Below are 23,408 nucleotides of genomic sequence, written 5' to 3'. Positions count from 1 at the left end.
GGCCGACTCAGAACGCTTCGATGCCCAAGAGCGCCGCCGCCTGCAAGGCGGTGGCGCGCACGGCCTCGGGCGTGGCCCCCGTGATGTTCAGGTGCCCCATCTTGCGACCGGGGCGCGCCGACAACTTGCCGTACAGGTGCAGGTGCGTGCCGGGCAGCGCCAGCACCGCGTCCCAAGCGGGCGCGCCGCCTTCGGGCCAAAGATCGCCCAACAGGTTGAGCATGATGGCCGGCGAGTGTTGGCGCGGCTGCGTGAGCGGCAAGCCTGCCAGCGTGCTGACCTGAAGGTCAAACTGGGACTGGTCACAGGCGTCCAGGGTGTAGTGGCCGCTGTTGTGCGGGCGCGGTGCCATCTCGTTGACCACCAGCTGGCCGCCTTCGAGGATGAAAAACTCCACACACAACACACCCACATAGTGGATGCCTTCGGCAATGGCCCGTGTCGCGGCCACCGCCTGCGCGGCCAGATCGGCGGGCACCGCGCCTTCGTTCACGGTGGTCACGGCCAGAATGCCCTCGCGGTGCAGGTTCAGCTGCACCGGGAAATGCACCATCTGCCCGTCGGCACCACGCGCCACGATGACCGAACACTCGGCCTTCAGCGGCAGCATTTTTTCGAGTACGCAGGGCACGTTCTTGAGCTGATCCCAGGCGGCAGCCAGTTCATCGCGGGTCTTGACGCGGATCTGGCCTTTGCCGTCGTAGCCCATGCGCGCGGTCTTGAGGATGCCGGGCAGCAAGTCTTCGCCCACCGCAGCCAGCTGCGCGGGCGTGGCGATGACCGCGTGCGGTGCTACCGGCACACCGCAGTGCACAAAATGGGCCTTCTCGGCGGCGCGGTCCTGCGCAATCGCCACGGCCTCGGCGGCTGGGGCCACCGGGCGGTGTGCGCCCAAGGTGACCAGTGCCGGGGCGGGGACGTTCTCAAATTCGGTGGTGATGGCCGCGCAGCGTTGCATCAACTGAGCCAGGCCCTGCTCATCCAGGTAATCGGTCTGGATGTGGTGGTGGCTCACCAGCCCGGCGGGGCTGGCGGTGTCGGGGTCGAGCACGGCGGTGAAGTAGCCCATGGCCTGTGCCGCGTGCACGAACATGCGACCCAGCTGGCCGCCGCCCATCACACCCAGGGTGGCGGGCTGGCCGTTGACGACCGAGCCGGGCAAGAGTGCTTTGTGAAGGGGCTTGTTCATGCTGCGCTCACAGGTGGCAGCGTCATGGCGCGGGCCATGGCCGTCTGCTCGGCACGGAAGGCTTCGAGCTTGCTGCGCAGGGTCGCATCGTGGTTGGCCAGCATGGCCACAGCAAACAAGGCGGCATTGGCCGCCCCGGCTGCACCAATGGCAAAAGTGGCCACCGGCACGCCCTTGGGCATTTGCACAATGCTGTGCAGCGAATCCACGCCCGACAGCGCCTTGGTCTGCACCGGCACGCCCAGCACCGGGACCACGGTCTTGGCCGCGATCATGCCCGGCAAATGGGCCGCACCGCCCGCGCCCGCGATGATGGCCTGCAGGCCACGTGTGGCGGCTGTCTGTGCATAGTCAAACATGTCGTCAGGCATGCGGTGGGCCGAAACCACGCGTGCTTCGTGGGGGATGCCAAACTGTTGGAGAATCTGGACTGCGTGCTGCATGGTGTCCCAGTCGGAGCTGGAACCCATGACGACGCCGATGAGCGCTTGAGTCATTGGGTGCTTTTCGTTGTCAAGACCGGATTTTAAGGTTTTGCCCCCCGCTGCCTTTTTGCCGCACCCTTTTTGTACTGAGTTGCCCCCACCATGATCGATGTCACGCTAGAGAATTTTGAACCCGAGGTGATCGCCGCCTCCCTGGTCACGCCCGTGCTGGTGGACTTCTGGGCCGACTGGTGCGGCCCCTGTAAATCGCTGGGCCCGGTGCTCGAAAAACTCGAAACCGCCTACGCTGGACGCTTCAAACTGGTGAAGGTCAATGCCGACGACCAGCAACAGTTGACCCAGGCTTTTGGCATCAAGAGCCTGCCCACCTGCATCCTGATGGCAGGCGGCAAGCCCGTCGATGGCTTCATGGGTGCGCAGCCCGAAGGCCAGATCAAGCAATTCCTCGACAAGCACCTGCCCAGTGAAGAGTTTTTACAGGCCCAGGCTGCTGCCGAGGAGGCCCAACAGCACCTGCAGGCAGGGGACCACGGCGGTGCACGTGCTGCGCTCGAAAATGCCCTGGCCAACGACCCGGGCAACGATGATGCCCGCTTCGACCTGATCAAGCTGCTGCTCAACGCTGGCGAACTGAACGAAGCCGCCGCCTTGCTCGCCCCGGCCATGAGCCGCATCCCGGTGCCGCTGCGCTTTGAGGCTTTGCAGCAAATGCTCAATGCCTTGGAATTCGTGACCACCGACCCGCGTGGCCAGTGGCCCCTGGAAAAGTTCGACGAGCTGATCGGCCAGAACAAGCGCGACTTTGAAACCCGTTTCGCCAAGAGCCGCCTGCTGATGGCCGCCGGCGACTGGACCGCAGCCATGGAGGAGTTGCTCGAAATCATCATGCGCGACAAAAAGTGGGACGAGGAAGCCCCGCGCAAGACTTTTGTGGCCATTCTGGAATTGCTGACACCCCCCGCCCCCAAAGCCGCGCCAGATGCCGGCAAAAGCGCGGGCGGCATTGAACTGACGGGCAAAGCGGCTCTGCAGGAAGACCCGCAAGCCGCGCTGGTCGCCAGCTACCGCCGCAAGCTCAGCATGGCGCTGAACTGAGGGTCAGACCGCTCAGCGCACCGGGCCAGCTTGTCGCTCGATGGCCCGGTGCAGGTTGCCCAGCAACCCCAGCGCCATCATCGCCTCACCCACCACAAACATCGGGCCCACCAACAGGCCCACGATGTCGTCGACAAAAGCGGGTTTGCGGCCCTCGTAGTAGTGCCCGATGAACTGGAAGACCCAGCCGATCACAAACAAGGCCACGCCCATTTGCCACGCCACCATGCCCCAGGGCAGGGGCATGGCCACCAGTTGATGCGCCAGCGCGATCAGTGCGCCATTGACCACGCTGGTGGCCAGTCCCAGCAGCCACTGTCCACGGCTGAGGTACCAGACGCTGGTGATGCCCCACATCAGCCAGGCCGGGGTCAGCGCCAGCCCACCCACCGACCAGACGGGCGCCGCCAGCAGCACGCCTATGGCCAGGAAGATCAGGGGAATGCCCACAAAGTGGGTGACGATGTTGCGGCGGTCCCGGTGGTAGTGCGCATATTGCACCATCAGGACTTCGGCAGAGCGAAAAAAACTCAGCATGGGGAGTTGTACTTTGGTAACAGTTGCAGGGGGTTTTCGTCGATTTTTGAATTTTTAATGCCCACTGTCCACAGTGTTTGCCCTTAGAATCAATAAATCAATTAAAAGTATTCATTTTATGATTCACAGCAAGCCATTGGTCACAGCAGAAGAGCTTCGTTGCCTTCTGGGCGATGACGAACCGGCGGGCACACCCAGCCTGCCCATGCGCCTGGCGGCGGGCACCAGCTGGTTGCTCAACCGCATCAAAATGTTCACGCTGCGCAGCTGACACGCAGCGTCATCCAACGACTCGACCGCACCTGTGTCGGGTCAAACCGCGCTCAGGCGGTCAAACGCTGCAGCGCTTCGCGGTACTTGGCCGCGGTGTGCTCGATCACATCCTGCGGCAAGCGCGGTGCCGGGGGTGTCTTGTCCCAGGGCTTACCGCCCACCTGCGCGGTTTCGAGCCAGTCACGCAAAAACTGTTTGTCAAAGCTGGGCGGGTTGGAGCCGGCTTTGTAGCTGTCGGCGGGCCAATAGCGCGAAGAGTCGGGCGTCAGCACCTCGTCCATCAGCACCAGGGTGCCATCGGCATCCAGACCGAACTCAAACTTGGTGTCGGCAATGATGATGCCCTTGGTGGCCGCGATCTTGCTGGCCGCCTTGTAGATGGCGATGCTGATGTCACGGATGCGGGTGGCCAGATCGGCGCCAATCATCTCCACCGTGCGCTCGAAAGTGATGTTTTCGTCGTGCTCACCCACCGCCGCCTTGGCCGCTGGTGTGTAGATGGGCTCGGGCAACTGGCTGGCGTTTTGCAGGCCTTCGGGCAGCGGTACACCGCACACCGAACGGGATTCCTGGTACTCCTTCCAGCCACTGCCCGCCAGATATCCGCGCACCACCGCCTCGACCGGGATGGGTTGGAGGCGCTTGACCAGCATCGAGCGGCCGGTGACCTGGGGCACTTCTTCTGCCGAGACCACGCTCTCCGGTGCGTCGCCCGTCAGGTGGATGGGGCAGAGGTTCAGCCCCTTGGGGCCAAGCTTGTCGAACCAGAACAAGGCCATCTGCGTGAGCAACACGCCTTTGCCGGGGATCGGCTCACCCATGATCACATCAAACGCGCTGATCCGGTCCGACGCCACCATCAGGATGCGGTCATCGCCCACGGCGTAGTTGTCGCGCACCTTGCCACGCGCCAGCAGAGGCAAGGAGGTCAGGGCAGAGGTGTGCAGCGCAGAAGTCATGGCAGGAACAGTTCAGGAAAACAAAAGAAAAAAGGCCCGTTGAACAGTCAACGGGCCATTCAGGCAGATTATCGCAGGCTCAGCGCCTGTTGGGCGGCTCAGTTCACCACCTGGGCCAGCTCGCCCTTGGCGTATTTGGCGGCCACCACCTGCAGGCTGTCGCCCTTGATCTTGGGGGCTTGGCCTTCGCAACCGAACTCCAGATAACGCTGCTTGCACAGTTGCTTGGCTGCTTCCCGGGCAGGCTTGAGCCACTCGCGGGCGTCGAACTTGTCGGGGTTCTCCACCAGGAACTTGCGGCAAGCCGCCGTCATGGCCAGTCGGATGTCGGTGTCGATGTTGATCTTGCGCACGCCGTGCTTGATGGCTTCCTGGATTTCCTCGACGGGCACGCCGTAGGTTTCCTTCATCTTGCCGCCGTACTGGTTGATCAGGGCCAGCAGCTCCTGCGGCACGCTCGATGAGCCGTGCATCACCAGGTGGGTGTTGGGGATGCGCTGGTGGATTTCCTTGACGCGGTAGATCGCCAGGATGTCGCCCGTGGGCTTGCGGCTGAACTTGTACGCGCCGTGGCTGGTGCCAATGGCAATGGCCAGCGCATCCAGGCCTGTGGCTTTCACGAACTGGGCGGCTTCCTCGGGATCGGTCAGCATCTGGCTGTGGTCCAGCTTGCCTTCGGCGCCGATGCCGTCTTCCTCACCGGCTTCACCGGTTTCCAGATTGCCCAGGCAACCCAGTTCGCCCTCGACCGACACGCCCATCTTGTGGGCCATGTCGACCACTCGGCGGGTCACGTCGACGTTGTACTCAAAACTGGCGGGGGTCTTGCCGTCCTCCATCAGCGAGCCGTCCATCATCACGGACGAAAAGCCCAGATCGATGGCGCCGTGGCACACCGCCGGGCTTTGGCCATGGTCCTGGTGCATGACCAGCGGGATGTGCGGCCACTGCTCGGTAGCGGCCTGGATCAGGTGCTTGATGAAAGGCTCACCTGCGTATTTGCGTGCGCCTGCGCTCGCCTGCAGGATGACCGGGGCACCGACTTCGTCGGCCGCGGTCATGACCGCCTGAACCTGCTCCAGATTGTTGACGTTGAAGGCCGGAATGCCGTAGCCATTGACGGCTGCGTGGTCCAGCAGTTCGCGCATCGAGACGAGTGCCATGGTGAAATTTCCCAGAAAGTTTGAAAACTGGCGAGCCGGTTGGTAACCAGCCTGTAACTGACCGGGATTTTAAAGGGTGGCGTCTGACGCCGCCCTGAACCCACGCCAAGGCAGTGGGCGTATCACTCGACGCGGCAGATCTTGAGCATGTTGGTGCCCCCGGGCGAACCCATGGGCTCACCACAGGTGATGGCGTACACGTCGCCAGTGCTCACGATGCCACGCTTTTTGAGGTGGCGCTCGGCCTGTTCCAGCGCGGTGTCACGGTCGGCGCTGGTGTCCATCAGCAGTGGGCGCACGTTGCGGTACAGCGCCATCTTGCGCTGCGACGACAGCTTGGTGGTCAGCGCGTAAATTGGCACATGCACGCGGCGGCGGCTCATCCACAAAGCGGTGGAGCCCGATTCGGTCAGGGCCACGATGGCCTTGGCACCCAAATGGTGGGCGGTGAACAAGGCCCCCATCGCGATCGATTGGTCAATGCGGCTGAAGGTCTGGCCCTTGAAATCGGCGTCCAAAGCGGGGTCCTCGGCGCTCTCGGCGGCAGCGCAGATCTTGGCCATTTCTTGCACCGTCTCCAGCGGGAACTTGCCTGCGGCGGTTTCGGCGCTCAGCATCACGGCGTCGGTGCCGTCCAGCACAGCGTTGGCAACGTCAGACACCTCGGCACGGGTAGGCACCGGGTTGGTGATCATGCTCTCCATCATCTGGGTGGCGGTGATCACCACCTTGTCGTGCTCCTTGGCCAGCTTGATCATGCGCTTTTGCAGGGCTGGCACGGCGGCATTGCCCACCTCCACAGCCAGATCACCACGGGCCACCATGATGCCGTCACTGGCACGCAAAATTTCCTCCAGACGGGGAATCGCCTCAGCACGCTCGATTTTGGCGATCAGATCCGCCTTGTGGCCATGCTCGGCACCGGCCACATTGCACAGCTGACGGGCCATTTCCATGTCGGTGGCATTTTTCGGAAAGCTCACGGCCACATAGTCGGCCTTCAGGCTCATGGCGGTCTTGATGTCTTCCATGTCCTTGGCCGTCAGGGCCGGTGCCGTGAGGCCGCCGCCTTGCTTGTTGATGCCCTTGTTGTTGGACAGCTCGCCGCCGAGCTTGACGGTGGTGTGCACCTGTTCGCCCTTGACGGCGTCCACGGTCAGCACAATCAGGCCGTCGTTGAGCAACAACACATCCCCGGCCTTCACATCGCGGGGCAATTCCTTGTAGTCCAGACCTACACCCTGCAGGTCGCCCAACTCGGTACGTGAGGCGTCCAGCACAAAGGCGGCACCGGGCTCCAGCATCACCTTGCCTTCGGCGAACTTGCCCACGCGGATCTTGGGGCCCTGCAAGTCGGCCATGATGGCCACTTCACGGCCCGCACGCACGGACGCCTCGCGCACCAGCGTGGCGCGGTCGATGTGGTCCTGTGCCTTGCCGTGACTGAAGTTCAGACGCACCACATTGACGCCTGCGCGGATCATGGCTTCGAGCAATGCGGGATCGCTGGAGGCAGGGCCCAAAGTGGCAACAATCTTGGTGGCGTGGCGGGGCATGGGAAAGGTCTCCTTGTAACTTGGTTTCAATTTTCACATGGAATCGGTTACATGGACGGTTCTTTCGACACACCACGTCGCGGTAAAAGCACCCTTTAGACCGCTGTCCAGCGATAAAATCACCGCATCCCTCGCCGTCCCCATAAAAAGCGGGGATTTGATCCTTGTCAGCCGAGCGCAGGCCTGCGAGCACTAAACTCCAAGGATTCAGTGTTTTCCCTGATGCACAGCCCCTGTGCGCAATTCCATGACCGAACTTCATACGCCGAGCCCCGACCAACCCATACCTCTGGACCAACCCCTGCCGCACCGCAAGATCATCCGCGGCTGGCTGGTGCCGCTGTCCGAGCGGACCACTTTGCGGGCGTTTGTCCTACTGGCCATCGACTACGCCTTGTTTTTTGCGCTGATCGCAGGCACTGTGGTGTTCGATGCCGTCTGGGCCAAACTGCTGTGCGGCTTGGCCGCTGGTTTCGTGATCGGTCGCCTGTTCATCATCGGCCACGACGCCTGCCACCAAAGCCTGACACCGCACCGAGAACTCAACAAAGTGCTGGGCCGCATCGCGTTCCTGCCCTCGCTCACCCCCTACAGCCTGTGGGACACGGGCCACAACGTGGTACACCACGGCTACACCAACCTCAAAGGCGTGGATTTCGTCTGGACCCCGTTGACGGCAGCCGAGTTTGAAGCCCTCTCGCCCCTGCAAAAGCTGCTGGAGCGCGCCTACCGCAGCGGCTGGGCGCCCGGTCTGTACTACATGATCGAGATCTGGTGGAAGCGCGAGTTCTTCCCCAACAAAACCCACATGCCCACACGCCGCCCGATCTTCTTCAAGGACAGCGCGCTGGTGACGGTGTTTGGCGCTTTCTGGATCGCCACCATCGCCGCTGCCGCCGTGGCCACAGGCCAGTCGGTCTGGCTGTCACTGCTGCTGGGCTTTGCGGTGCCGTTCTTCTTCTGGAACAGCATGATCGGTTTTGTGGTCTATGTGCACCACACCCACGTCAAGGTCTCCTGGCATGACAACAAGGCCGCCTGGACCAAGGCCGCGCCCTTCGTGTCGACCACGGTGCATCTGACCTTCCCGTTCAACATCGGCGCACTGATGCACCACATCATGGAGCACACCGCCCACCACGTGGACATGAGCGTGCCCCTGTACCGCCTGAAAAAGGCCCAGGCCAAACTTGAAGAAATGCTGCCCGGTCGCATCATCGTGCAGCCCTTCTCCTGGAAGTGGTACTTCGAGACGGCCAAGAATTGCAAGATGTACGACTTCACCCGCGAGTGCTGGACCGACTTCAAGGGCAACATGACCAGCCCCGTGCGCGGCAACCTGCCGCCCGCAGCTCAGGCCTGATCGGGCCCTGAGGTCAGACAACAAAAAACCCCGCAATCCGGGGTTTTTTTATTGGGCAATGAAAGCGGCAGCCCAGGACCACCGCCTTGCACAAGCTCAACCGGCTGCGCGCTTGGTCAGGATCTCGAAAGCAGGCAGGGTCTTGCCTTCCAGGATTTCGAGGAACGCGCCGCCCCCGGTCGAGATGTAGCCCACCTGCTTTTCGATGCCGTATTTGGCAATGGCGGCCAATGTGTCGCCGCCGCCCGCGATGCTGAACGCGCTGGACTCGGCAATCGCCTGGGCGATGACTTTGGTGCCGTTGGCAAATGCTTCGAACTCGAAGACACCGACCGGGCCGTTCCAGACGATGGTGCCTGCAGCCTTGAGCTGAGCGGCCAGTTTGGCGGCCGTCTCGGGGCCAATGTCCAAAATCATGTCGTCATCAGCCACCTCGGTGGCTTTCTTCACCGTCGCAACAGCGTCGGCCGCAAAAGTCTTGGCCACCACCACATCGGTCGGGATCGGCACTTCGGCGCCACGCGCCTTCATGGCTTCGATCACGGCTTGGGCTTCACCCACCAAGTCGGCCTCGGCCAGGCTCTTGCCGATCGAAAGGCCCGCCGCCAGCATGAAGGTGTTGGCAATGCCGCCGCCCACGATGAGCTGGTCCACGTTTTGCGACAGGCTTTTCAGGATGGTCAGCTTCGTTGAAACCTTGGAGCCCGCCACGATGGCCGCCAGCGGGCGCTTCGGGTTGGCCAGGGCCTTGCCGATGGCATCGATCTCGGCTGCCAGCAAAGGGCCCGCACACGCGATGGGGGCGAACTGGGCGATGCCATAGGTGGTGCCCTCGGCGCGGTGGGCAGTACCAAAGGCGTCGTTCACGTAGATGTCGCAGAGCTGAGCCATTTTGCGGGCCAGGTCTTCGTTGTTTTTCTTCTCGCCTTTGTTGACGCGGCAGTTTTCGAGCAACACGACTTGCCCTGGGGCCACGGTCACGCCGTCCACCCAGTTGGCGACCAGAGGCACATCACGGCCGAGCAATTCACCCAGACGCTTGGCCACCGGGGCCAGCGAGTCTTCGGGTTTGAACTCGCCCTCCGTCGGGCGGCCCAGGTGGGAAGTGACCATCACCGCAGCGCCCGCGGCAAGCGCCATCTGGATGCAGGGCACGCTGGCGCGCACACGGGTGTCTTCGGTGATGCTGCCATCATCGGCCTGGGGCACGTTCAGGTCGGCACGGATGAAGACGCGCTGGTTCTGGGCTTTGCCCTGGGCGCACAGGTCGGAAAAACGGATGACGTTCATGAGTGGACTCGCATGGGGTAAATGACTGAGCGAGATTTTAAAAGCCTGCTCTGACAGGGGCTGACGTCGGAGCCGGTACGAACCCCGAACAACGCCCGAATCCACGTTACCAGCCGAGGCCCAAGTGCAGCGGCAAATACACCGCCATGCCCGCCAGGATGGTCAAGAGCACATCGCGCCGCCAAAAATACACCCCTGCACCCATGAGCGCGGCAAACAGGCGGGCGTCCTGCCAAGTGGTGATCAAGGTACCCTGCACCGTGATGATTTCAGGCACCACCACCGCCGACAGGGCCGCGATGGGCGCGTATTGCAGGCCGCGCTGCGCCCAGTGGGGCAGCTGCCAGTTTTTACTGGAAATGAAAAAGAAGCTGCGCGTGAGCACGGTGACCAGCGCCAAGCCGACGATGACGGCCAGGGTCCAGAGGTCGGTACCGTTCATGCCGCCACTCCAGGGGCCGGACGGATCTTTTCGACCGTCAGACACAGGATCACCGCCACGGCAATCGCCACCACGATGTTGAGCTTGAGCGGCAGGCTGTAGGCCACCACCGCCGCAGCACCAGCGACAGCAGCCGACAGCATGCGCATGCGCGAGCTGGCCAGCGAACACTGGATGCCCAGCAGGCACAAAATGCCCGCAAAACCCAGGCCCCAGCTGGGCGGGATCAGGTTGGCCAGCGCGATGCCGACAAAGCTCGCCACGATCCACGACAACCAATTCAAAAAGTCGTTGCCCGCCAAATAGGCCTCTTGCTCCAGCCGTCCCTCGACAGTCTCGGCCGGGTGGGCATACTTGCGCACGAACAGCACATAGCTGATGTCGGCCGTCAGGTAGCCGTGCAACATGCGTTGCCAGCGCGGCAAGTGGATCAAGAACTGGCGCAAATGCAGACTGAACACCACAAAGCGCAAGTTGACGCAAAAGCCGGTGGCCAGGATCACCCAGGCGGGTGCACCCGCTACGATGAGCGGGATGGCCGCCAACTGCGAGCTGCCCGCGAACACCAGCAGCGTCATGGCACTGGCCTCGAACACGCTCATGCCCGACTTGACCATGGCCACGCCCGTCATCAGGCCCCAGGCGGCGATGCCCGGCGACTGCGGAGACACCTCGCGCATGCCCACCACAAAAGCCGGGTGACGGTACAGGCGCGAGAGGAAAAACATCAGGCCACCACCAGGCGCTGGCCCGCCTTCAAGGGGCAACCGCGCAGGAAGTCGGCCGCACTCAATCGCTTGCCGCCGGGGCGCTGCAGTTGCGTCAGGCACAGCTGGCCCTGGCCACACGCCACGCGCACGCCTTGCGCATCGGCCTGCACCACGGTGCCGGGCTCGGCCACCGCCTGCAAAGGCTCGGCCACGGCCTGCCAGAGCTTCAGGGTTTCGGTGCCCGCCTCGGTCGTGAGCGGCACGGTCATGCCCGGAAAGGGGTCAAAGGCCCGGATGCGCCGCGCCAGCAGCTCGGCGCTCAAGGTCCAGTCGAGGGCAGCTTCGGTTTTTTCAATCTTATGTGCGTAGTTCACGCCTTCGCTTGGCTGAGGCTGGCGCTGCAACTGGTCGATACCCGCCAGTGCCTGCACGATGGCCTCGCCGCCCAGGGTTGCCAAGCGATCGTGCAGCACCGCGGTGGTGTCGGTCAGCAAAATGGCCTCGGTGCGCACCAGCAGCATGTCGCCCGTGTCCAGTCCCGCGTCCATCTGCATGATGGTGATGCCGGTTTGCTTGTCACCCGCCTCGATGGCGCGGTGGATGGGCGCTGCACCGCGCCAGCGCGGCAAGAGGGAGGCATGGATATTGAGGCACCCACGGGGTGGCAAATCCAGCGTCCACTGCGGCAGGATCAGGCCATAGGCAGCCACGATCATGGCGTCGGCTTTCGCAGCCAAAAGGGTGTCGCGTGCAGCAGCCGCGTCTTCGGGGTATTTGCCATCCAGGCGCAGGCTGCGCGGCTGGGCCACGGGCACCTGGTGTTCGAGCGCCCATTGCTTCACGGGCGAGGACTGCAGCTTCATGCCCCGCCCGGCAGGGCGGTCGGGCTGGGTCAGCACCAGCACGATCTCATGCCCGGCAACGTGCAGGGCCACCATGGCTTCGCGGGCGAATTCGGGCGTGCCCGCAAAAATCAGTCGCATCGCACTGCCTTCAAGCCTGCTCGGCTTTGAGCGCTTTGACCAATTTGGTCTTGATGCGGCCTTGCTTGAGGGGTGAAAGGTATTCCACAAACACTTTGCCCTTGAGGTGGTCCAGCTCATGCTGAATGCAGATGGCCAGCAAGCCATCGGCTTCGATGGTGCGGCTGCGGCCTTCGCCGTCGAGCGCCGTGACCTTGACCTGCACTGCGCGCTCCACGCCGTCGTAGATGCCGGGCACCGACAGACAGCCCTCGTCGCCCTTGACGCGCTCGTCGCTCATCCAGGTGATCTCGGGGTTGATCAGCACCAGCGGCTGGTCGCGCTCTTCGGAGGTGTCGATCACGACCAGACGCTCGTGCACATCGACCTGCGTGGCCGCCAAGCCAATGCCATTGGCGTCGTACATGGTCTCCAGCATGTCGGCGATCAAAGTCCGGATACGGGCATCGACAGCTTGCACAGGCTGGGCCACCTTGTGCAGGCGGGGGTCGGGGTAACGAAGAATGGGAAGCAGGGCCATGATTGAGAGATCCACTAGAAGCCCTATTTTCGGTCAAATCAGCTCTGTTCGATGGATCAGGCAGATCAAATCCCTTCAGGCTCGGCACAGGATGGCGGAACCCACAGGCTTGCCGCCCCCCGACCTTTGCCACAAAATCTCCTCAAAAGCCGCAAAGGCATCGACAGGGAGGAGACACATGCTTGCATCAGAGCAAGAGCTGGGGCATTGGTTGCGCCTGACGCTCACAGACGGCATCGGCAACGACGCCGCACGCCGCCTGCTCAGCGCTTTTGGCCCGCCTGAAAACCTGTGGCACCAAAGCCCAAACGATCTGCGGCAAGTGGTGTCGGCCAGGCAGAGCGAGGCCCTGCAACGCGAACCCCAGGGCTGGGCCGCGCTGCTGGAAGCCACCTGGCAGTGGCTGCAAGACAAGCCCACCGAACGCGCCATCGTCACCCTGGGTGACAACGACTACCCCGCCGCACTGCTCGACACCGCCGATCCGCCCTTGTTGCTCTATGCCATGGGTCAGACCGCACACCTGCACCCGCTGCAGGCCCACCACGCCATCGCCATGGTCGGCAGCCGCAACCCGACGCCGCAGGGCAGCGTCAATGCGCGTGAATTCGCACGCAGCATGGCCGCTTGCGGACTCACCGTGGTCTCGGGCATGGCACTGGGCATCGATGGCGCGGCGCATGAGGGTGCCTTGCAAGGCGCCGAGCCGGGCCAACTGGCGACCATCGCCGTGGTGGGGACAGGCCTGGACCGGGTCTACCCCAAGCAACACCTGGCACTGGCCCACAGCATTGCAGCGCAGGGCCTGATCCTGAGCGAATACCCGCTGGGCACGCCGCCGCTCAACGCCAACTTCCCCAAACGCAACCGCCTCATCTCGGGCTTGTCGCAGGCCACCCTGGTGGTCGAGGCTGCACTCCAATCGGGCTCGCTCATCACCGCCAAGCAGGCCCTGGAGCAAGGCCGCGACGTCTTCGCCATTCCCGGCTCGATCCACTCACCGCAGTCCAAGGGATGCCATGCGCTCATCAAACAAGGCGCCAAACTGGTGGAGTCTGCACAGGACGTGCTGGAAGAACTGCGCTGGCCCGATGCACCTGCCCAGTCACATGAGGATCGGCCGGAGACGGCCGCAGCAGACTCAGGTTTGCTAGCCCAAATGGGGCACGATCCGATCGGACTCGACGCGCTGCAGACCCGATGCGGCCTGGCCACCGCCCAGCTGCAAGCGCAATTGCTGGAGCTGGAACTTGCCGGGCAACTCGCGCGTTTGCCCGGCGGTTTGTTTCAACGGCTGGTCAAGGCTTGATCAAACCACCGCGCCGCGGTTCTCGTCGCTCGGGTCACCGTCGTCTTTCTTGACGGGCTTGATCAGGTCTTCGCGGGTCACGCCCAGCCACATGGCAATGGCGGCAGCAACGAACACCGATGAGTAAATGCCAAAGCAGATGCCGATGGTCAGCGCCATGGCGAAGTAGTGCAGCGTCTCGCCACCGAACAGCAGCATCGACAACACCATGATCTGGGTGCAGCCGTGGGTGATGATGGTGCGGCTGATGGTTGACGTGATCGCGTTGTCGATCACTTCCACCGTGCTCATCTTGCGGAAGCGGCGGAAGTTCTCGCGGATCCGGTCAAAAATCACCACCGACTCGTTGACGGAGTAACCCAGCACCGCCAGCACAGCGGCCAGCACAGCGAGAGAGAACTCCCACTGGAAGAACGCAAAAAAGCCCAGGATGATGACCACGTCATGCAAGTTGGCAATGATGGCCGACACGGCGAACTTCCACTCGAAGCGGATCGCCAGGTACAGCACGATGCCCACCACCACAAAGGCCAAAGCCTTGAGGCCGTCCACCGCCAGCTCGTCGCCCACTTGCGGGCCCACAAACTCGGTGCGGCGCAGCGTCACGTCAGGCGCGTCGGCCTTGAGGGCCGCCATCACCTTCTCGCTTTGCTGGGCCGAGCTCACACCCTTTTGGGCAGGCAGGCGGATCATCACATCCCGCGCTGTGCCGAAGTTTTGCACCTGCACTTCGCTGAAACCCATCGTGGCCACCGTGCTGCGCACCTTACCCAGGTCAGCGCTCTGGGTGTAGCTGACTTCCATCAGCGTACCGCCCGTGAACTCGACCGACAGGTGCAGGCCGCGACTGAACAAGAAGAACACCGCCAGCGCAAACGTCACGAAAGAGACCGCGTTGAACACCAACGCGTTCTTCATGAACGGGATGTCTTTTTTGATTTTGAAGAATTCCATCTCTGATCTCCCGTTCAATCGGCTTTGACGGCCGAAGAGCCTTCGGGGCGCCACACGGTCCCGATGGACACGCCCTTGAGCTTTTTCTTGCTGCCGTACCAGAGGTTCACCAGACCACGCGAGAAGAACACGGCCGAGAACATGCTGGTCAGAATGCCGATGCAGTGCACCACGGCAAAGCCGCGCACCGGGCCGGAACCAAAGGCCAGCAGGGCCACACCTGCGATCAGCGTGGTGATGTTGGAGTCCAGGATCGTGGCCCAGGCGCGGTCGTATCCGGCGTGGATGGCGGCTTGCGGGCTGGCTCCGTTGCGCAGTTCTTCACGCACACGCTCGTTGATCAGCACGTTCGAGTCGATGGCCATGCCCAAAGCAAGCGCCATCGCGGCCATGCCCGGCAGCGTCAATGTGGCTTGCAGCATCGACAAGATGGCCACCAGGAACAGCAGGTTCACGCCCAGCGCGATGCCCGAAAACGCGCCGAACATCATGTAGTAAATGCACATGAAAGCCACGATCACCAGGAAGCCCCAGGTCACGCTGTTGAAGCCCTTGGCGATGTTCTCGGCGCCCAGGCTGGGGCCAATGGTACGTTCTTCGATGATCTCCATCGGCGCGGCCAGCGAGCCCGCACGCAGCAGCAGCGCGGTGTCGTTGGCTTCGACAGTGGTCATGCGGCCCGAAATCTGCACGCGACCGCCACCGATTTCGGAGCGGATCACGGGGGCCGTCACGACTTCGCCCTTGCCTTTTTCAAACAGGACGATGGCCATGCGCTTGCCAATGCTCTCGCGCGTCACGTCCTTGAAGATGCGGGCACCCTTGGCGTCCAGCGTCAGGTTGACCACCGGCTCCTGCGTCTGGCTGTCAAAGCCGGGCTGGGCGTCGGTCAGGTTGTCGCCGGTCAGGATGACCTGCTTTTTCACGATCAGGGGCTGGCCGTTGCGCTCCAGGTAGCGGTCGGTGCCAAAGGGCACCAGGCCACCTTCGCGCTCGGCGGCACGGGCTTCGGTGCTCTCGTCGACCATGCGCACTTCGAGCGTGGCGGTGCGGCCCAGAATGTCTTTGGCCTTGGCCGTGTCCTGCACACCGGGCAGCTGCACCACGATGCGGTCCAGGCCCTGCTGCTGGATCACCGGCTCGGCCACGCCCAGTTCGTTGATCCGGTTGTGCAAGGTGGTGATGTTCTGCTTGAGCGCCTGCTCCTGCACCTTGCGGGCGGCTTCAGGCTTCATGCTGGCGCTGAGCTTGATGTCGGCGCCATCGACCGCATCGGTCACCAGCAGTTCGGCAAACTGGTTACCCAGCACGCTCTTGGTCAGCGCCAGTTGCTGCGCATCGCGCAGGCGGATTTCCAGGCTCTGGCCGTTGCGCACGATGCCGCCGTGGCGGATGTCTTTTTCACGCAGTACCGCACGCAAGTCGCCCGCCAGGGCGTCCATGCGCTGGGTCAGCGCCGCCTTCATGTCCACCTGCAGCATGAAGTGCACGCCACCGCGCAAGTCCAGACCGAGGTACATGGGGGCCGCGTGCAGGTTGCTCAGCCACACGGGCGAGCGCGACACCAGGTTCAGCGCCACCACGTACTGCGGATCGGCCGGGTCGGCGATCAGGGCTTTCTGGATCGCGTCCTTGGCCTTGAGCTGGGTGTCGGTCGATTCAAAGCGGGCACGGATGGACGCGCCCTCCAGCGAAACCACTTGCGCCGTCACCCCGGCCGACTTCAGGGCGTCCTCCACCCGTTGCAAGGTCGATGCATCGACCTTGACAGTGGCCTTGCCCGAAGACACCTGCACCGCAGGCGCTTCACCAAAAAAGTTGGGCAGGGTGTAAATCACCCCCAACAACAAGGCGATCACGATGATCGCGTACTTCCAGACCGGGTAACGGTTCATAGTGGCTCGCGTGAAAAGGTGAAGCGCAGACGGTGAATTACTTCAGGGAGCCTTTGGGCAACACCTGGACCACAGCGCTGCGCTGCAGCTGGACTTCAACGCCCGAAGCGATTTCCACGCCGATGTTGGCGTCGCCCAGCTTGCTGACCTTGCCCAGCAGGCCGCCAGCGGTCACGACTTCGTCACCCTTGGCCAGGGCGTCGATCATGGCGCGGTGCTCTTTCTGCTTTTTCATCTGGGGGCGGATCATCACGAAATACAGCACGGCAAACATCAGCAGCAAAGGCAGCATGCTCATCAAGGTGGACTGCATGTCACCACCGGCAGCGGCAGCAGCGGGGGCGGTTTGGGCAAAGGCGGACGAAATGAACATCTTGTGACTCCACAAATACGGAATAAGAATCTCCGGCAAACAGGCCCTGGAGGGGCGCTTGCAGACCAACGGGGGATTGTATGCGGCGCTATCATCCCCCCGGCAATGCACCTGCCCTGCGCAGGTTTTGTGCCTTTTGGCTGTTTTTCACCCCCAGAAAGCCTGATTTGTCCTTTCCTGTATGGCCCGTGGCCGCCCTGATGGGCTCTTTGGTGTCGCTGTGCGTGGGCTCCTCTTTTGCCAAAACCTTGTTCCCAGCCATGGGAGCCGAAGGCATGTCGGCCTACCGCATCGTGCTGGCCACCGTGATGCTGATGCTGTTTTTCCGTCCCTGGCGCAGGCGCTGGGAGGCGGCCGACCTCTGGCCACTGGGGATCTACGGGGTCACGCTGGGCGTGATGAACCTGCTGTTCTACAAATCCATCGAGGTCATTCCACTGGGGCTGGCGATTGCCATTGAATTCACCGGGCCGCTGGCAGTGGCGCTGTGGACCTCTCGCCACGCCCGCGACCTGCTGTGGGTGGCACTGGCGGCTGCCGGGCTGGGCCTGATCTTGCCGCTGCAAGGACTGGACTCTCCGCAAGCACTCAACCCCGTGGGCATCGCCTACGCCCTGATCGCCGGGGTGTTCTGGGCCATGTACATCGTCTTTGGCCAAAGGGTCGCCCGCCGTTACGGGCGCGACGCCACGCCCATGGGCATGCTGGCCGGGGCACTGGTGGTGGCCCCGATTGCACTGCTGCAGTCGGGCACGGCGCTCTTCAATGCCGACTGGCTGGTGGGCGGGCTGGCGGTGGCGCTGCTGTCGAGCGCCTTGCCCTATGCGCTGGAGATGTACGCCCTGAACCACCTGCCCAAAAACACCTTCAGCATCCTGCTGAGTCTGGAGCCCGCGGTGGGCGCTGTGGCTGGCTGGCTGGTGCTGGCCGAGCAGCTGAACCCACAGCAAATGCTGGCCATGGGCTTCATCATCGCGGCCTCCATGGGCAGCGCCTGGTCGAGCGGGCAACGGCGCAGCAACTGATCCCCGGCATAGGGCGCTAGACTCTGCGCATGAGCCAAACCGCCTTGCTGACGGCCCTGCTGATCGGGGCCTACTTTGTGCTGCTGACCTACGGGTTGCGCAAGCACACGCACCTGGTGCAGGGGCCTTGGCTGTTTTTTTTCCGGGCGTTTTTTCCAAATTGGAAGTTCTATCACGCCGCTGGCCACGCACCACGCCTGTACGTGCGGGCGCAAACTGCTGCAGGCGACTGGACCGACTGGCACCGCGTCTACGCCCGCGTGCCGTTTCGCATCACCCGTGTGCTGCACAACCCGGAAGTGAACCTGGCGCTCAACCACCAGAACCTGGTGGACCACCTGTGGAGCGACATCCAGGACCTGCCTGAAGACGGCGACATCACCCAGCGGGTCACTTACCAGCTCGTCACGCGCCTGGCGCACGAGGCCGTGCGCGGCGGGCGCTGGGGCGAGGCGCTCATGCTGCCCGTGATCTTGACCGGGGTGCCCAGCCACTTCCAATTTGAACTGCGCATGGACGCGCTGCAGGAGCACCAGCGCGTGCCCGCCAGCAGCGAACTGGTGCTGCAATCTCCGGTGCTGCCCACATGGCACTGAGCCTCGCCATCCGCGCTTTTGAGTTGCTGCTCGGGTTCAGCCTGGCGCTGCAATCGCTGGAATACCTGCGCATCATCCGCCTCGACAAAGTGAACGACTGGGCCATTTTGCGCAACGAGATCCCCGACCGCCCCCGCTGGGTGCGACCGCTGCTGGACCGTCTGCTTGCACCCCGCGCCTACCGTGTGTTGATAGCGCTGCGCCTGGCGCTGGCGCTGGGGCTGATGTCGGGTGGCCTGGGCTTGAGCGGCGCCCTCATGCTGTTTGGCATGGCGCTGGTATTGCTGCTGCGCTGGCGCGGTGCGTTCAACGGCGGCAGCGACTTCATGACCCTGGTGGGACTGACGGGGCTGCTCATCGCCCACACTGTGGGCGCTTTCACCACGCCCGAGCTGGGCTGGCGCGCAGGCCTGTGGTACGTGACACTGCAGTCCATCACCTCGTACTTTGTATCGGGCTGGGTCAAGTTGCTGCACCCCTCGTGGCGCACAGGACGGGCGTTGCCACAGTTTCTGGACACTGGCATCCACGGCCCACTGGTCACCAACAGCGTGTTTCGCCGCCCCGGGGTGGCGCGGGCGGTCAGCTGGTCATTCACCGTGTGGGAAGGCCTGATGCCTCTGGCTCTGCTGGACCCGCGCCTGGCCATGGTGCTGTGCGCGGTGGCGGGCGGCTTTCACTTTCTGGTGTTCCGCTTCTTTGGGCTGAACCGCTTTTTCTGGGCATGGATGGCCAGTTTCCCGGCCATCGTCTGGTGTGCGGGCAACCGCTTGTGGTGATCAGCGTCCGCTGAACACCGGCTTGCGCCGCTCGGCAAAAGCGGCGCGGCCTTCGGCAAAGTCGGCACTGTGGCTGGTCATGTCCTCGCGCTCGCGCAGACGGGCTTCGTTGTAGTCGCCTCGGGCGATCTCGTTGATGGAGCGTTTGGTCTCCTGCACCGCCAGCGGGGCCAGCGCCAGGATGTCCTGTACCAGCCCGTCCTGCGTGGCTTGCCAGTTGTCGCTGGACGCCACCGCCTCGAACAGGCCCATGGCCTGCAACTGCTCGGCGCTGAACGGCCGTGCCGTCAAAAACGCGCGCATGGCACCGTTCACGCCCAGGCGGCTCACATAGCGCTGCAGGCCGCTGGGGTAGTAATGCAGGCCCAGCGCCGTGGCGGGCATGCGCCACTCGATGCCCTGCAGACCGATGCGCAGGTCACACGCCAGCACCACATCGGTAGCACCGCCGTACACGCTGCCATTGAGCGCGCAAATCGTCACCGGACGCAAGCTGGCCAGCGCGTCGGGGATCTGCTCAAAAAAGGTCGAGCCGTGCCCGGGCTGGTCAAAGCCGCCAATGTCGTAGCCTGCGCAAAACACGGGCTTGGGCTGCCCGGTGGTGTTGGCCGTGAGCACCAGCACGCGCACGCTGGCGTCGGACTCGATCTGCGCAAAGTGCGCCAACAGCGCCTTGAGGTCGCCGTTTTCCAGCTTGTTGCGCTGGCCCGGGCGATTCAGGGTGATGGTGGCCACGCCTGCCGCGATCTGCAAGACGGGCGCACTGGGCTGGGCAAAGGGGTTGGACATGGTGGCGAGTGTGTGGATCACAAAAAAGAAAAAGGCGTCCGAAGACGCCTTTTGCAGCGGGCTTCACCGAAGATTGTCGGTGATCAGCCTTGTGGGGCTCAGGCCTTGGCTTTGGCCTTGGCGATGGTGGACTTCACAGCGGTTTCGGCTTGGGCAGAAGCGGCCTTGAAGTTGGCTTCAGCGGTGTCAGCGGCTTGCTTGGCCACTTTTTTCAGGGTTTCAGCAGCGGTCTGGCTGGCTTCGAAAGCGGTCTTGATGGCGGCCACTGCGGCGTCAGAGCCAGCAGGCGCGTTCTTCAGGTTGGTTTCGACCAGGTTCTTCACAGCGGCTTGGCTTTCGGCCACTTTTTCTTCCACGGCCTTGGTGAACTCGGCGCCTGTGCTGGAAGCGATGTCATACAGGTGACGGCCATAAGACACCGACTTTTCGAAGGCGGGCTGCACCAGGGCGGCTTGAGCGGCCAGCAGGTCCTGGGGGGTCTTGGCAGACAGCAGGCCTTGCACGTTGGAGAAAGACTCGCCCACGGCGGCTTTGCCAGCGGCCATGTTCAGCTCGACCAGGCGCTCGAAACCGGCGAAAGCGGTTTGCGACAGGCCGGCAGCGGCTTCCAGGTTGGCTTTTTGAGCGGAGACGAATTGGTCAGCGTTGAAGTTGGTCATGGTATTTCCTTGAAGGGTTGGAAAATTTGTTGCAATGCAGCAATTGGACACCAGCCCTTTGCTCAAGGCAAGGGAAAACCCGCACTTTAGAGTCTGCTCTCCAAAACGATGGTGGGCGGGCGCACTGACTACACTTGGGCATTGCCCCCACAGGGCCTTTTTGACCCCACAGGTGTGTTTTGGAACTGATTGAAATCCTGAGTCTGCTCATGCTGCTGGCTGCGGCCCTGCACTGGGGCAACACCCAAAGCCGCCGCCAGCGCACGACCCTGCTGGCCGAGCACCTGCAACCTTTTCAGATCGAAAAGCGCATGCAGCAGCTCACCGAAGCCTATATGCGCGCCCTGGGCGAGACCGACCTGCAGCGCCAATCGCAAATCTGGCAAATCCAGGAGCCGGTGGAGCAGCAGCTGAGCGAAGAATTCAAGGCACTGGCCCAATCCTTCGGTCAAGTGCCCGCGCCGCAGGCCCGCACGCTCAAACTGGCCCTGCCCGGCATCGACAAACTGCTGCCCCAGTCCACCTTTGACACACGCCGCGCCTTGCAGATCCACGCCGAAGGCATTGAGCGCGCCGTGCGCAACGAGGCCGGCCTCGCGCCCCGGGACAAGGCCTTCACCCTGATGGCCGAGATGTTTTTGATGCAGCACAGCTGCCACTGGTTTTGCCGCAGCCGGGCCATCGCCTCGGCCCGCATGCTGGCCCAGCACCAGACCCACTACGCGCAGGCACTGAACGGCGTGAGCCCCGAAACCCGGCAGGCTTACCTGGCCTTGGTCAACGGCCCGGCACTGGGCTGAACTGCCGCAGGAAAGCGCCCACCTGGGCCATGGGCGTGCGCTGCAATGCCATGAGCAAGCCCGCGTTAACCTCGCTGCAGTCATGGCGCTTTTCCAGATCGCGTTGCATGCGCGCCAGCAAATGCGCGGCCACCTCGGCATCGGCCAGGGCGCGGTGGGCACGGCCACTGACAGGCAAGTCAAACCACTCGGCCAAGGTGCCCAGCTTGTGGTTGGGCACATCGGGGTACAGCCTGCGCGACAGCAGCAGGGTGCAGGCAAATTCATGCCCGGCCGCCAAGCCGCAATGCGCCAGCTCGCTGCGCCAAAACTGCCGGTCAAACGCAGCGTTGTGCGCCACCATCGGGCGTGCGCCCACAAACGCCGCGGCCTCGCGCATCACCGCCTCTGCGGGCGGCGCATTGGCCACCATCTCGTTGGTGATGCCTGTGAGCTGGGTGATGAAGGGCGGAACGCGCACCCCGGCGTTCATCAGGCTGACAAAGCGGTCCACAATGCGCCCGCCTTCAAGCAAGCAGATGGCCACTTCGGTCGCCCGTGCGCCTTGAGCGGGCGTGGCACCCGTGGTTTCAAAGTCGATGACGGCGATGGAGGTCATACCAGGACGTGACAGAACTCAGAATTGCCGCAACAGCACGTCATTGAGTGCCACATTGACGTAATAATTGGCGCGTCCTATTTTTTGTTTGTGCAAAAAACCGCTCTCGGTCAAGGCATCCAGATAACGCGCAGCGGTCATTCTTGAAACATTCAAATCCCGTTGCACAAACTCAATCTTGGTGTAAGGGTGGCTGAACAAGTTGTTGATCAAATCCTGGCTATAGAACTTGTGTTCCGCACGAATTCGGTGTTTGTAGTCCATCAGTCCCGCCTTGATGGACTGAACAGTGACCAGCGTTCTGGTCGCCGTCTGTTCAACCGCATCCAGCATGTACAACACCCACTCTTCCCAAGCATCATGCATGCGCACGGTTTGCAATAACTCGTAATAGCGGGTCTTGGTTCTGACCACATGTTGGCTGAGGTAAAGCACAGGAATATCGAGCAACCCTTCCTTGACCAGGTACAGGACATTGACGATCCTGCCTGTCCTGCCGTTGCCATCGTAAAAAGGGTGGATCGATTCAAACTGATGATGAATTAACGCCATCTTGACCAGCGGGTCTGCATCGAAGCGATTGTCTTCATTCATGAAGCGCTCAAGATCCGTCATCAACGCCACAATCTCTGCAGGCTCCTGTGGTGGCATGTACACCGTTTGACCGGCGCCATCCTTCAGCGCTGTTCCGGGCAATTTGCGAAAGCCTGCGTTGTTTCGCTCAAGTTCAGCCTGCACCTGGATGATGTGGTTATTGGTCAACAGACCGGTGTCTTTGACCAATTCAAACCCCACACGCAGCGCCTGCCGGTAACGCGTCACCTCTTTTGCGGCAGGGTTGGCAAAGGCTTCTGGCAACACATCATCTTTGAACAATTCATCATGTGTCGTCACGATGTTTTCGATCTCAGAACTGTCCTTCGCTTCCTGCAGACCGAGCGTATTGATCAAAATCCCCTGATTGGGAATCGACGCAGCAACCCCTTTGAGTTCTGCCAACTTACGGCTGCTGGCGGCCAGCTTTTTCAAAATCTCGGGGGTTTCAAACCGCCTGGGATCAAGTTGTTCGAGTGACGTTATTTGATTCATTTGTATTTATTTTTAC

Annotated in this window: 26 protein-coding genes; 8 read left to right on the top strand and 18 right to left on the bottom strand. The window is 62.6% G+C overall.

Annotation, left to right across the window (positions count from 1 at the left end):
• Positions 1–7 precede the first annotated feature (7 nt).
• Entirely contained in the window at positions 8–1,189 is a 1,182-nt protein-coding gene (locus IC609_RS07400) for a 5-(carboxyamino)imidazole ribonucleotide synthase (protein WP_191818760.1), read from the bottom strand.
• A complete protein-coding gene (purE, locus tag IC609_RS07395; protein ID WP_191818759.1) occupies positions 1,186–1,686 on the bottom strand; it encodes a 5-(carboxyamino)imidazole ribonucleotide mutase in 501 nt (166 codons plus the stop codon). Before purE ends, IC609_RS07400 begins: the two co-directional genes overlap by 4 nt.
• A 90-nt stretch (positions 1,687–1,776) precedes the next feature.
• On the opposite strand from purE, the gene trxA reads away from it, so the two are divergent.
• Complete coding sequence (gene trxA, locus IC609_RS07390; RefSeq protein ID WP_191818758.1) at positions 1,777–2,730, top strand: thioredoxin; 954 nt, start codon at positions 1,777–1,779, stop codon at positions 2,728–2,730.
• A 12-nt stretch (positions 2,731–2,742) separates the two neighbouring features.
• Here trxA and IC609_RS07385 read toward each other — a convergent pair whose 3' ends face one another.
• Positions 2,743–3,267, bottom strand: a complete 525-nt coding sequence (locus IC609_RS07385) for an Mpo1 family 2-hydroxy fatty acid dioxygenase (RefSeq protein WP_191818757.1) — start codon at positions 3,265–3,267, stop codon at positions 2,743–2,745.
• A 118-nt stretch (positions 3,268–3,385) separates the two neighbouring features.
• Here IC609_RS07385 and IC609_RS07380 point away from each other — a divergent pair, with 118 nt between their 5' ends.
• Positions 3,386–3,538 carry a hypothetical protein gene (locus IC609_RS07380; protein ID WP_191818756.1) on the top strand — a complete coding sequence of 51 codons (153 nt, stop codon included), beginning with the start codon at positions 3,386–3,388 and terminating at the stop codon, positions 3,536–3,538.
• A gap of 52 nt (positions 3,539–3,590) precedes the next feature.
• On the opposite strand, the gene IC609_RS07375 is transcribed toward IC609_RS07380, so the two are convergent.
• The 3 genes from IC609_RS07375 to pyk all read right to left on the bottom strand — a co-directional run bounded on the left by IC609_RS07375 (position 3,591) and on the right by pyk (position 7,218).
• A complete protein-coding gene (locus IC609_RS07375) occupies positions 3,591–4,499 on the bottom strand; it encodes a phosphoribosylaminoimidazolesuccinocarboxamide synthase (protein ID WP_191818755.1) in 909 nt (302 codons plus the stop codon).
• Positions 4,500–4,597: 98 nt separating this feature from the next.
• Positions 4,598–5,662, bottom strand: a complete 1,065-nt coding sequence (fba, locus tag IC609_RS07370) for a class II fructose-bisphosphate aldolase (RefSeq protein ID WP_191818754.1) — start codon at positions 5,660–5,662, stop codon at positions 4,598–4,600.
• A 122-nt stretch (positions 5,663–5,784) separates the two neighbouring features.
• Complete coding sequence (pyk, locus tag IC609_RS07365; RefSeq protein WP_191818753.1) at positions 5,785–7,218, bottom strand: pyruvate kinase; 1,434 nt, start codon at positions 7,216–7,218, stop codon at positions 5,785–5,787.
• A gap of 247 nt (positions 7,219–7,465) precedes the next feature.
• On the opposite strand from pyk, the gene IC609_RS07360 reads away from it, so the two are divergent.
• Positions 7,466–8,581 carry a fatty acid desaturase gene (locus tag IC609_RS07360; protein ID WP_191818752.1) on the top strand — a complete coding sequence of 372 codons (1,116 nt, stop codon included), beginning with the start codon at positions 7,466–7,468 and terminating at the stop codon, positions 8,579–8,581.
• Between the two features lie 96 nt (positions 8,582–8,677).
• On the opposite strand, the gene IC609_RS07355 is transcribed toward IC609_RS07360, so the two are convergent.
• The 5 genes from IC609_RS07355 to def all read right to left on the bottom strand — a co-directional run bounded on the left by IC609_RS07355 (position 8,678) and on the right by def (position 12,526).
• Entirely contained in the window at positions 8,678–9,871 is a 1,194-nt protein-coding gene (locus IC609_RS07355) for a phosphoglycerate kinase (RefSeq protein WP_191818751.1), read from the bottom strand.
• A gap of 106 nt (positions 9,872–9,977) precedes the next feature.
• Positions 9,978–10,313 carry an AzlD domain-containing protein gene (locus IC609_RS07350; protein ID WP_191818750.1) on the bottom strand — a complete coding sequence of 112 codons (336 nt, stop codon included), beginning with the start codon at positions 10,311–10,313 and terminating at the stop codon, positions 9,978–9,980.
• A complete protein-coding gene (locus IC609_RS07345) occupies positions 10,310–11,041 on the bottom strand; it encodes an AzlC family ABC transporter permease (RefSeq protein ID WP_191818749.1) in 732 nt (243 codons plus the stop codon). Before IC609_RS07345 ends, IC609_RS07350 begins: the two co-directional genes overlap by 4 nt.
• A complete protein-coding gene (gene fmt / locus IC609_RS07340; RefSeq protein ID WP_191818748.1) occupies positions 11,041–12,006 on the bottom strand; it encodes a methionyl-tRNA formyltransferase in 966 nt (321 codons plus the stop codon). The genes IC609_RS07345 and fmt overlap by 1 nt, the downstream gene beginning before the upstream one ends.
• 10 nt (positions 12,007–12,016) lie before the next feature.
• Positions 12,017–12,526, bottom strand: a complete 510-nt coding sequence (def, locus tag IC609_RS07335; RefSeq protein WP_191818747.1) for a peptide deformylase — start codon at positions 12,524–12,526, stop codon at positions 12,017–12,019.
• 178 nt (positions 12,527–12,704) lie between these two features.
• Between def and dprA the strand changes: the two genes are divergently transcribed.
• Positions 12,705–13,835: a DNA-processing protein DprA gene (gene dprA / locus IC609_RS07330; protein WP_191818746.1), complete on the top strand. Its 1,131-nt coding sequence runs from the start codon at positions 12,705–12,707 to the stop codon at positions 13,833–13,835.
• Here dprA and secF read toward each other — a convergent pair whose 3' ends face one another.
• From secF to yajC, 3 genes are read right to left on the bottom strand one after another with little or no spacing between them, the layout of a single operon-like run.
• Positions 13,836–14,789 carry a protein translocase subunit SecF gene (gene secF, locus IC609_RS07325; protein ID WP_191818745.1) on the bottom strand — a complete coding sequence of 318 codons (954 nt, stop codon included), beginning with the start codon at positions 14,787–14,789 and terminating at the stop codon, positions 13,836–13,838.
• Between the two features lie 14 nt (positions 14,790–14,803).
• The gene (secD, locus tag IC609_RS07320) at positions 14,804–16,684 is read right to left on the bottom strand and encodes a protein translocase subunit SecD (protein WP_191818744.1); all 1,881 of its coding nucleotides are present in this window, start codon (positions 16,682–16,684) and stop codon (positions 14,804–14,806) included.
• A gap of 37 nt (positions 16,685–16,721) precedes the next feature.
• Positions 16,722–17,057: a preprotein translocase subunit YajC gene (yajC, locus tag IC609_RS07315; protein WP_191818743.1), complete on the bottom strand. Its 336-nt coding sequence runs from the start codon at positions 17,055–17,057 to the stop codon at positions 16,722–16,724.
• Between the two features lie 167 nt (positions 17,058–17,224).
• On the opposite strand from yajC, the gene IC609_RS07310 reads away from it, so the two are divergent.
• The 3 genes from IC609_RS07310 to IC609_RS07300 are packed head-to-tail and all read left to right on the top strand — an operon-like array spanning position 17,225 to position 19,457.
• Positions 17,225–18,082: an EamA family transporter gene (locus IC609_RS07310; protein ID WP_225224018.1), complete on the top strand. Its 858-nt coding sequence runs from the start codon at positions 17,225–17,227 to the stop codon at positions 18,080–18,082.
• A gap of 29 nt (positions 18,083–18,111) precedes the next feature.
• Positions 18,112–18,678 carry a hypothetical protein gene (locus IC609_RS07305; protein WP_191818741.1) on the top strand — a complete coding sequence of 189 codons (567 nt, stop codon included), beginning with the start codon at positions 18,112–18,114 and terminating at the stop codon, positions 18,676–18,678.
• A complete protein-coding gene (locus tag IC609_RS07300; protein WP_191818740.1) occupies positions 18,669–19,457 on the top strand; it encodes a hypothetical protein in 789 nt (262 codons plus the stop codon). The genes IC609_RS07305 and IC609_RS07300 overlap by 10 nt, the downstream gene beginning before the upstream one ends.
• Here the strand turns inward: IC609_RS07300 and IC609_RS07295 are convergent, their stop codons facing one another.
• Together IC609_RS07295 and phaP are read right to left on the bottom strand one after the other, a co-directional pair.
• Positions 19,458–20,246 (bottom strand): enoyl-CoA hydratase/isomerase family protein, encoded by a 789-nt coding sequence (locus IC609_RS07295; protein WP_191818739.1) that lies wholly within the window; start codon positions 20,244–20,246, stop codon positions 19,458–19,460.
• A gap of 98 nt (positions 20,247–20,344) precedes the next feature.
• Positions 20,345–20,905 carry a TIGR01841 family phasin gene (phaP, locus tag IC609_RS07290; protein ID WP_191818738.1) on the bottom strand — a complete coding sequence of 187 codons (561 nt, stop codon included), beginning with the start codon at positions 20,903–20,905 and terminating at the stop codon, positions 20,345–20,347.
• A 179-nt stretch (positions 20,906–21,084) separates the two neighbouring features.
• Between phaP and IC609_RS07285 the strand changes: the two genes are divergently transcribed.
• A complete protein-coding gene (locus IC609_RS07285; RefSeq protein WP_225224017.1) occupies positions 21,085–21,705 on the top strand; it encodes a hypothetical protein in 621 nt (206 codons plus the stop codon).
• Here IC609_RS07285 and IC609_RS07280 read toward each other — a convergent pair.
• Both IC609_RS07280 and IC609_RS07275 read right to left on the bottom strand, forming a co-directional pair.
• Positions 21,683–22,303 carry a 3'-5' exonuclease gene (locus tag IC609_RS07280; RefSeq protein WP_191818737.1) on the bottom strand — a complete coding sequence of 207 codons (621 nt, stop codon included), beginning with the start codon at positions 22,301–22,303 and terminating at the stop codon, positions 21,683–21,685. The two genes, IC609_RS07285 and IC609_RS07280, sit on opposite strands and share 23 nt — an antisense overlap.
• 18 nt (positions 22,304–22,321) lie before the next feature.
• Positions 22,322–23,392 (bottom strand): Fic family protein, encoded by a 1,071-nt coding sequence (locus IC609_RS07275; protein ID WP_191818736.1) that lies wholly within the window; start codon positions 23,390–23,392, stop codon positions 22,322–22,324.
• Positions 23,393–23,408 lie beyond the last annotated feature (16 nt).

The sequence above is a fragment of the Limnohabitans radicicola genome (genome assembly GCF_014837235.1).
Taxonomy (GTDB): Bacteria; Pseudomonadota; Gammaproteobacteria; order Burkholderiales; family Burkholderiaceae_C; genus Limnohabitans_A; species Limnohabitans_A radicicola.
Note: the sequence above shows the minus strand (reverse complement) of the source record. Positions and strands in the feature narration are given on the sequence as shown.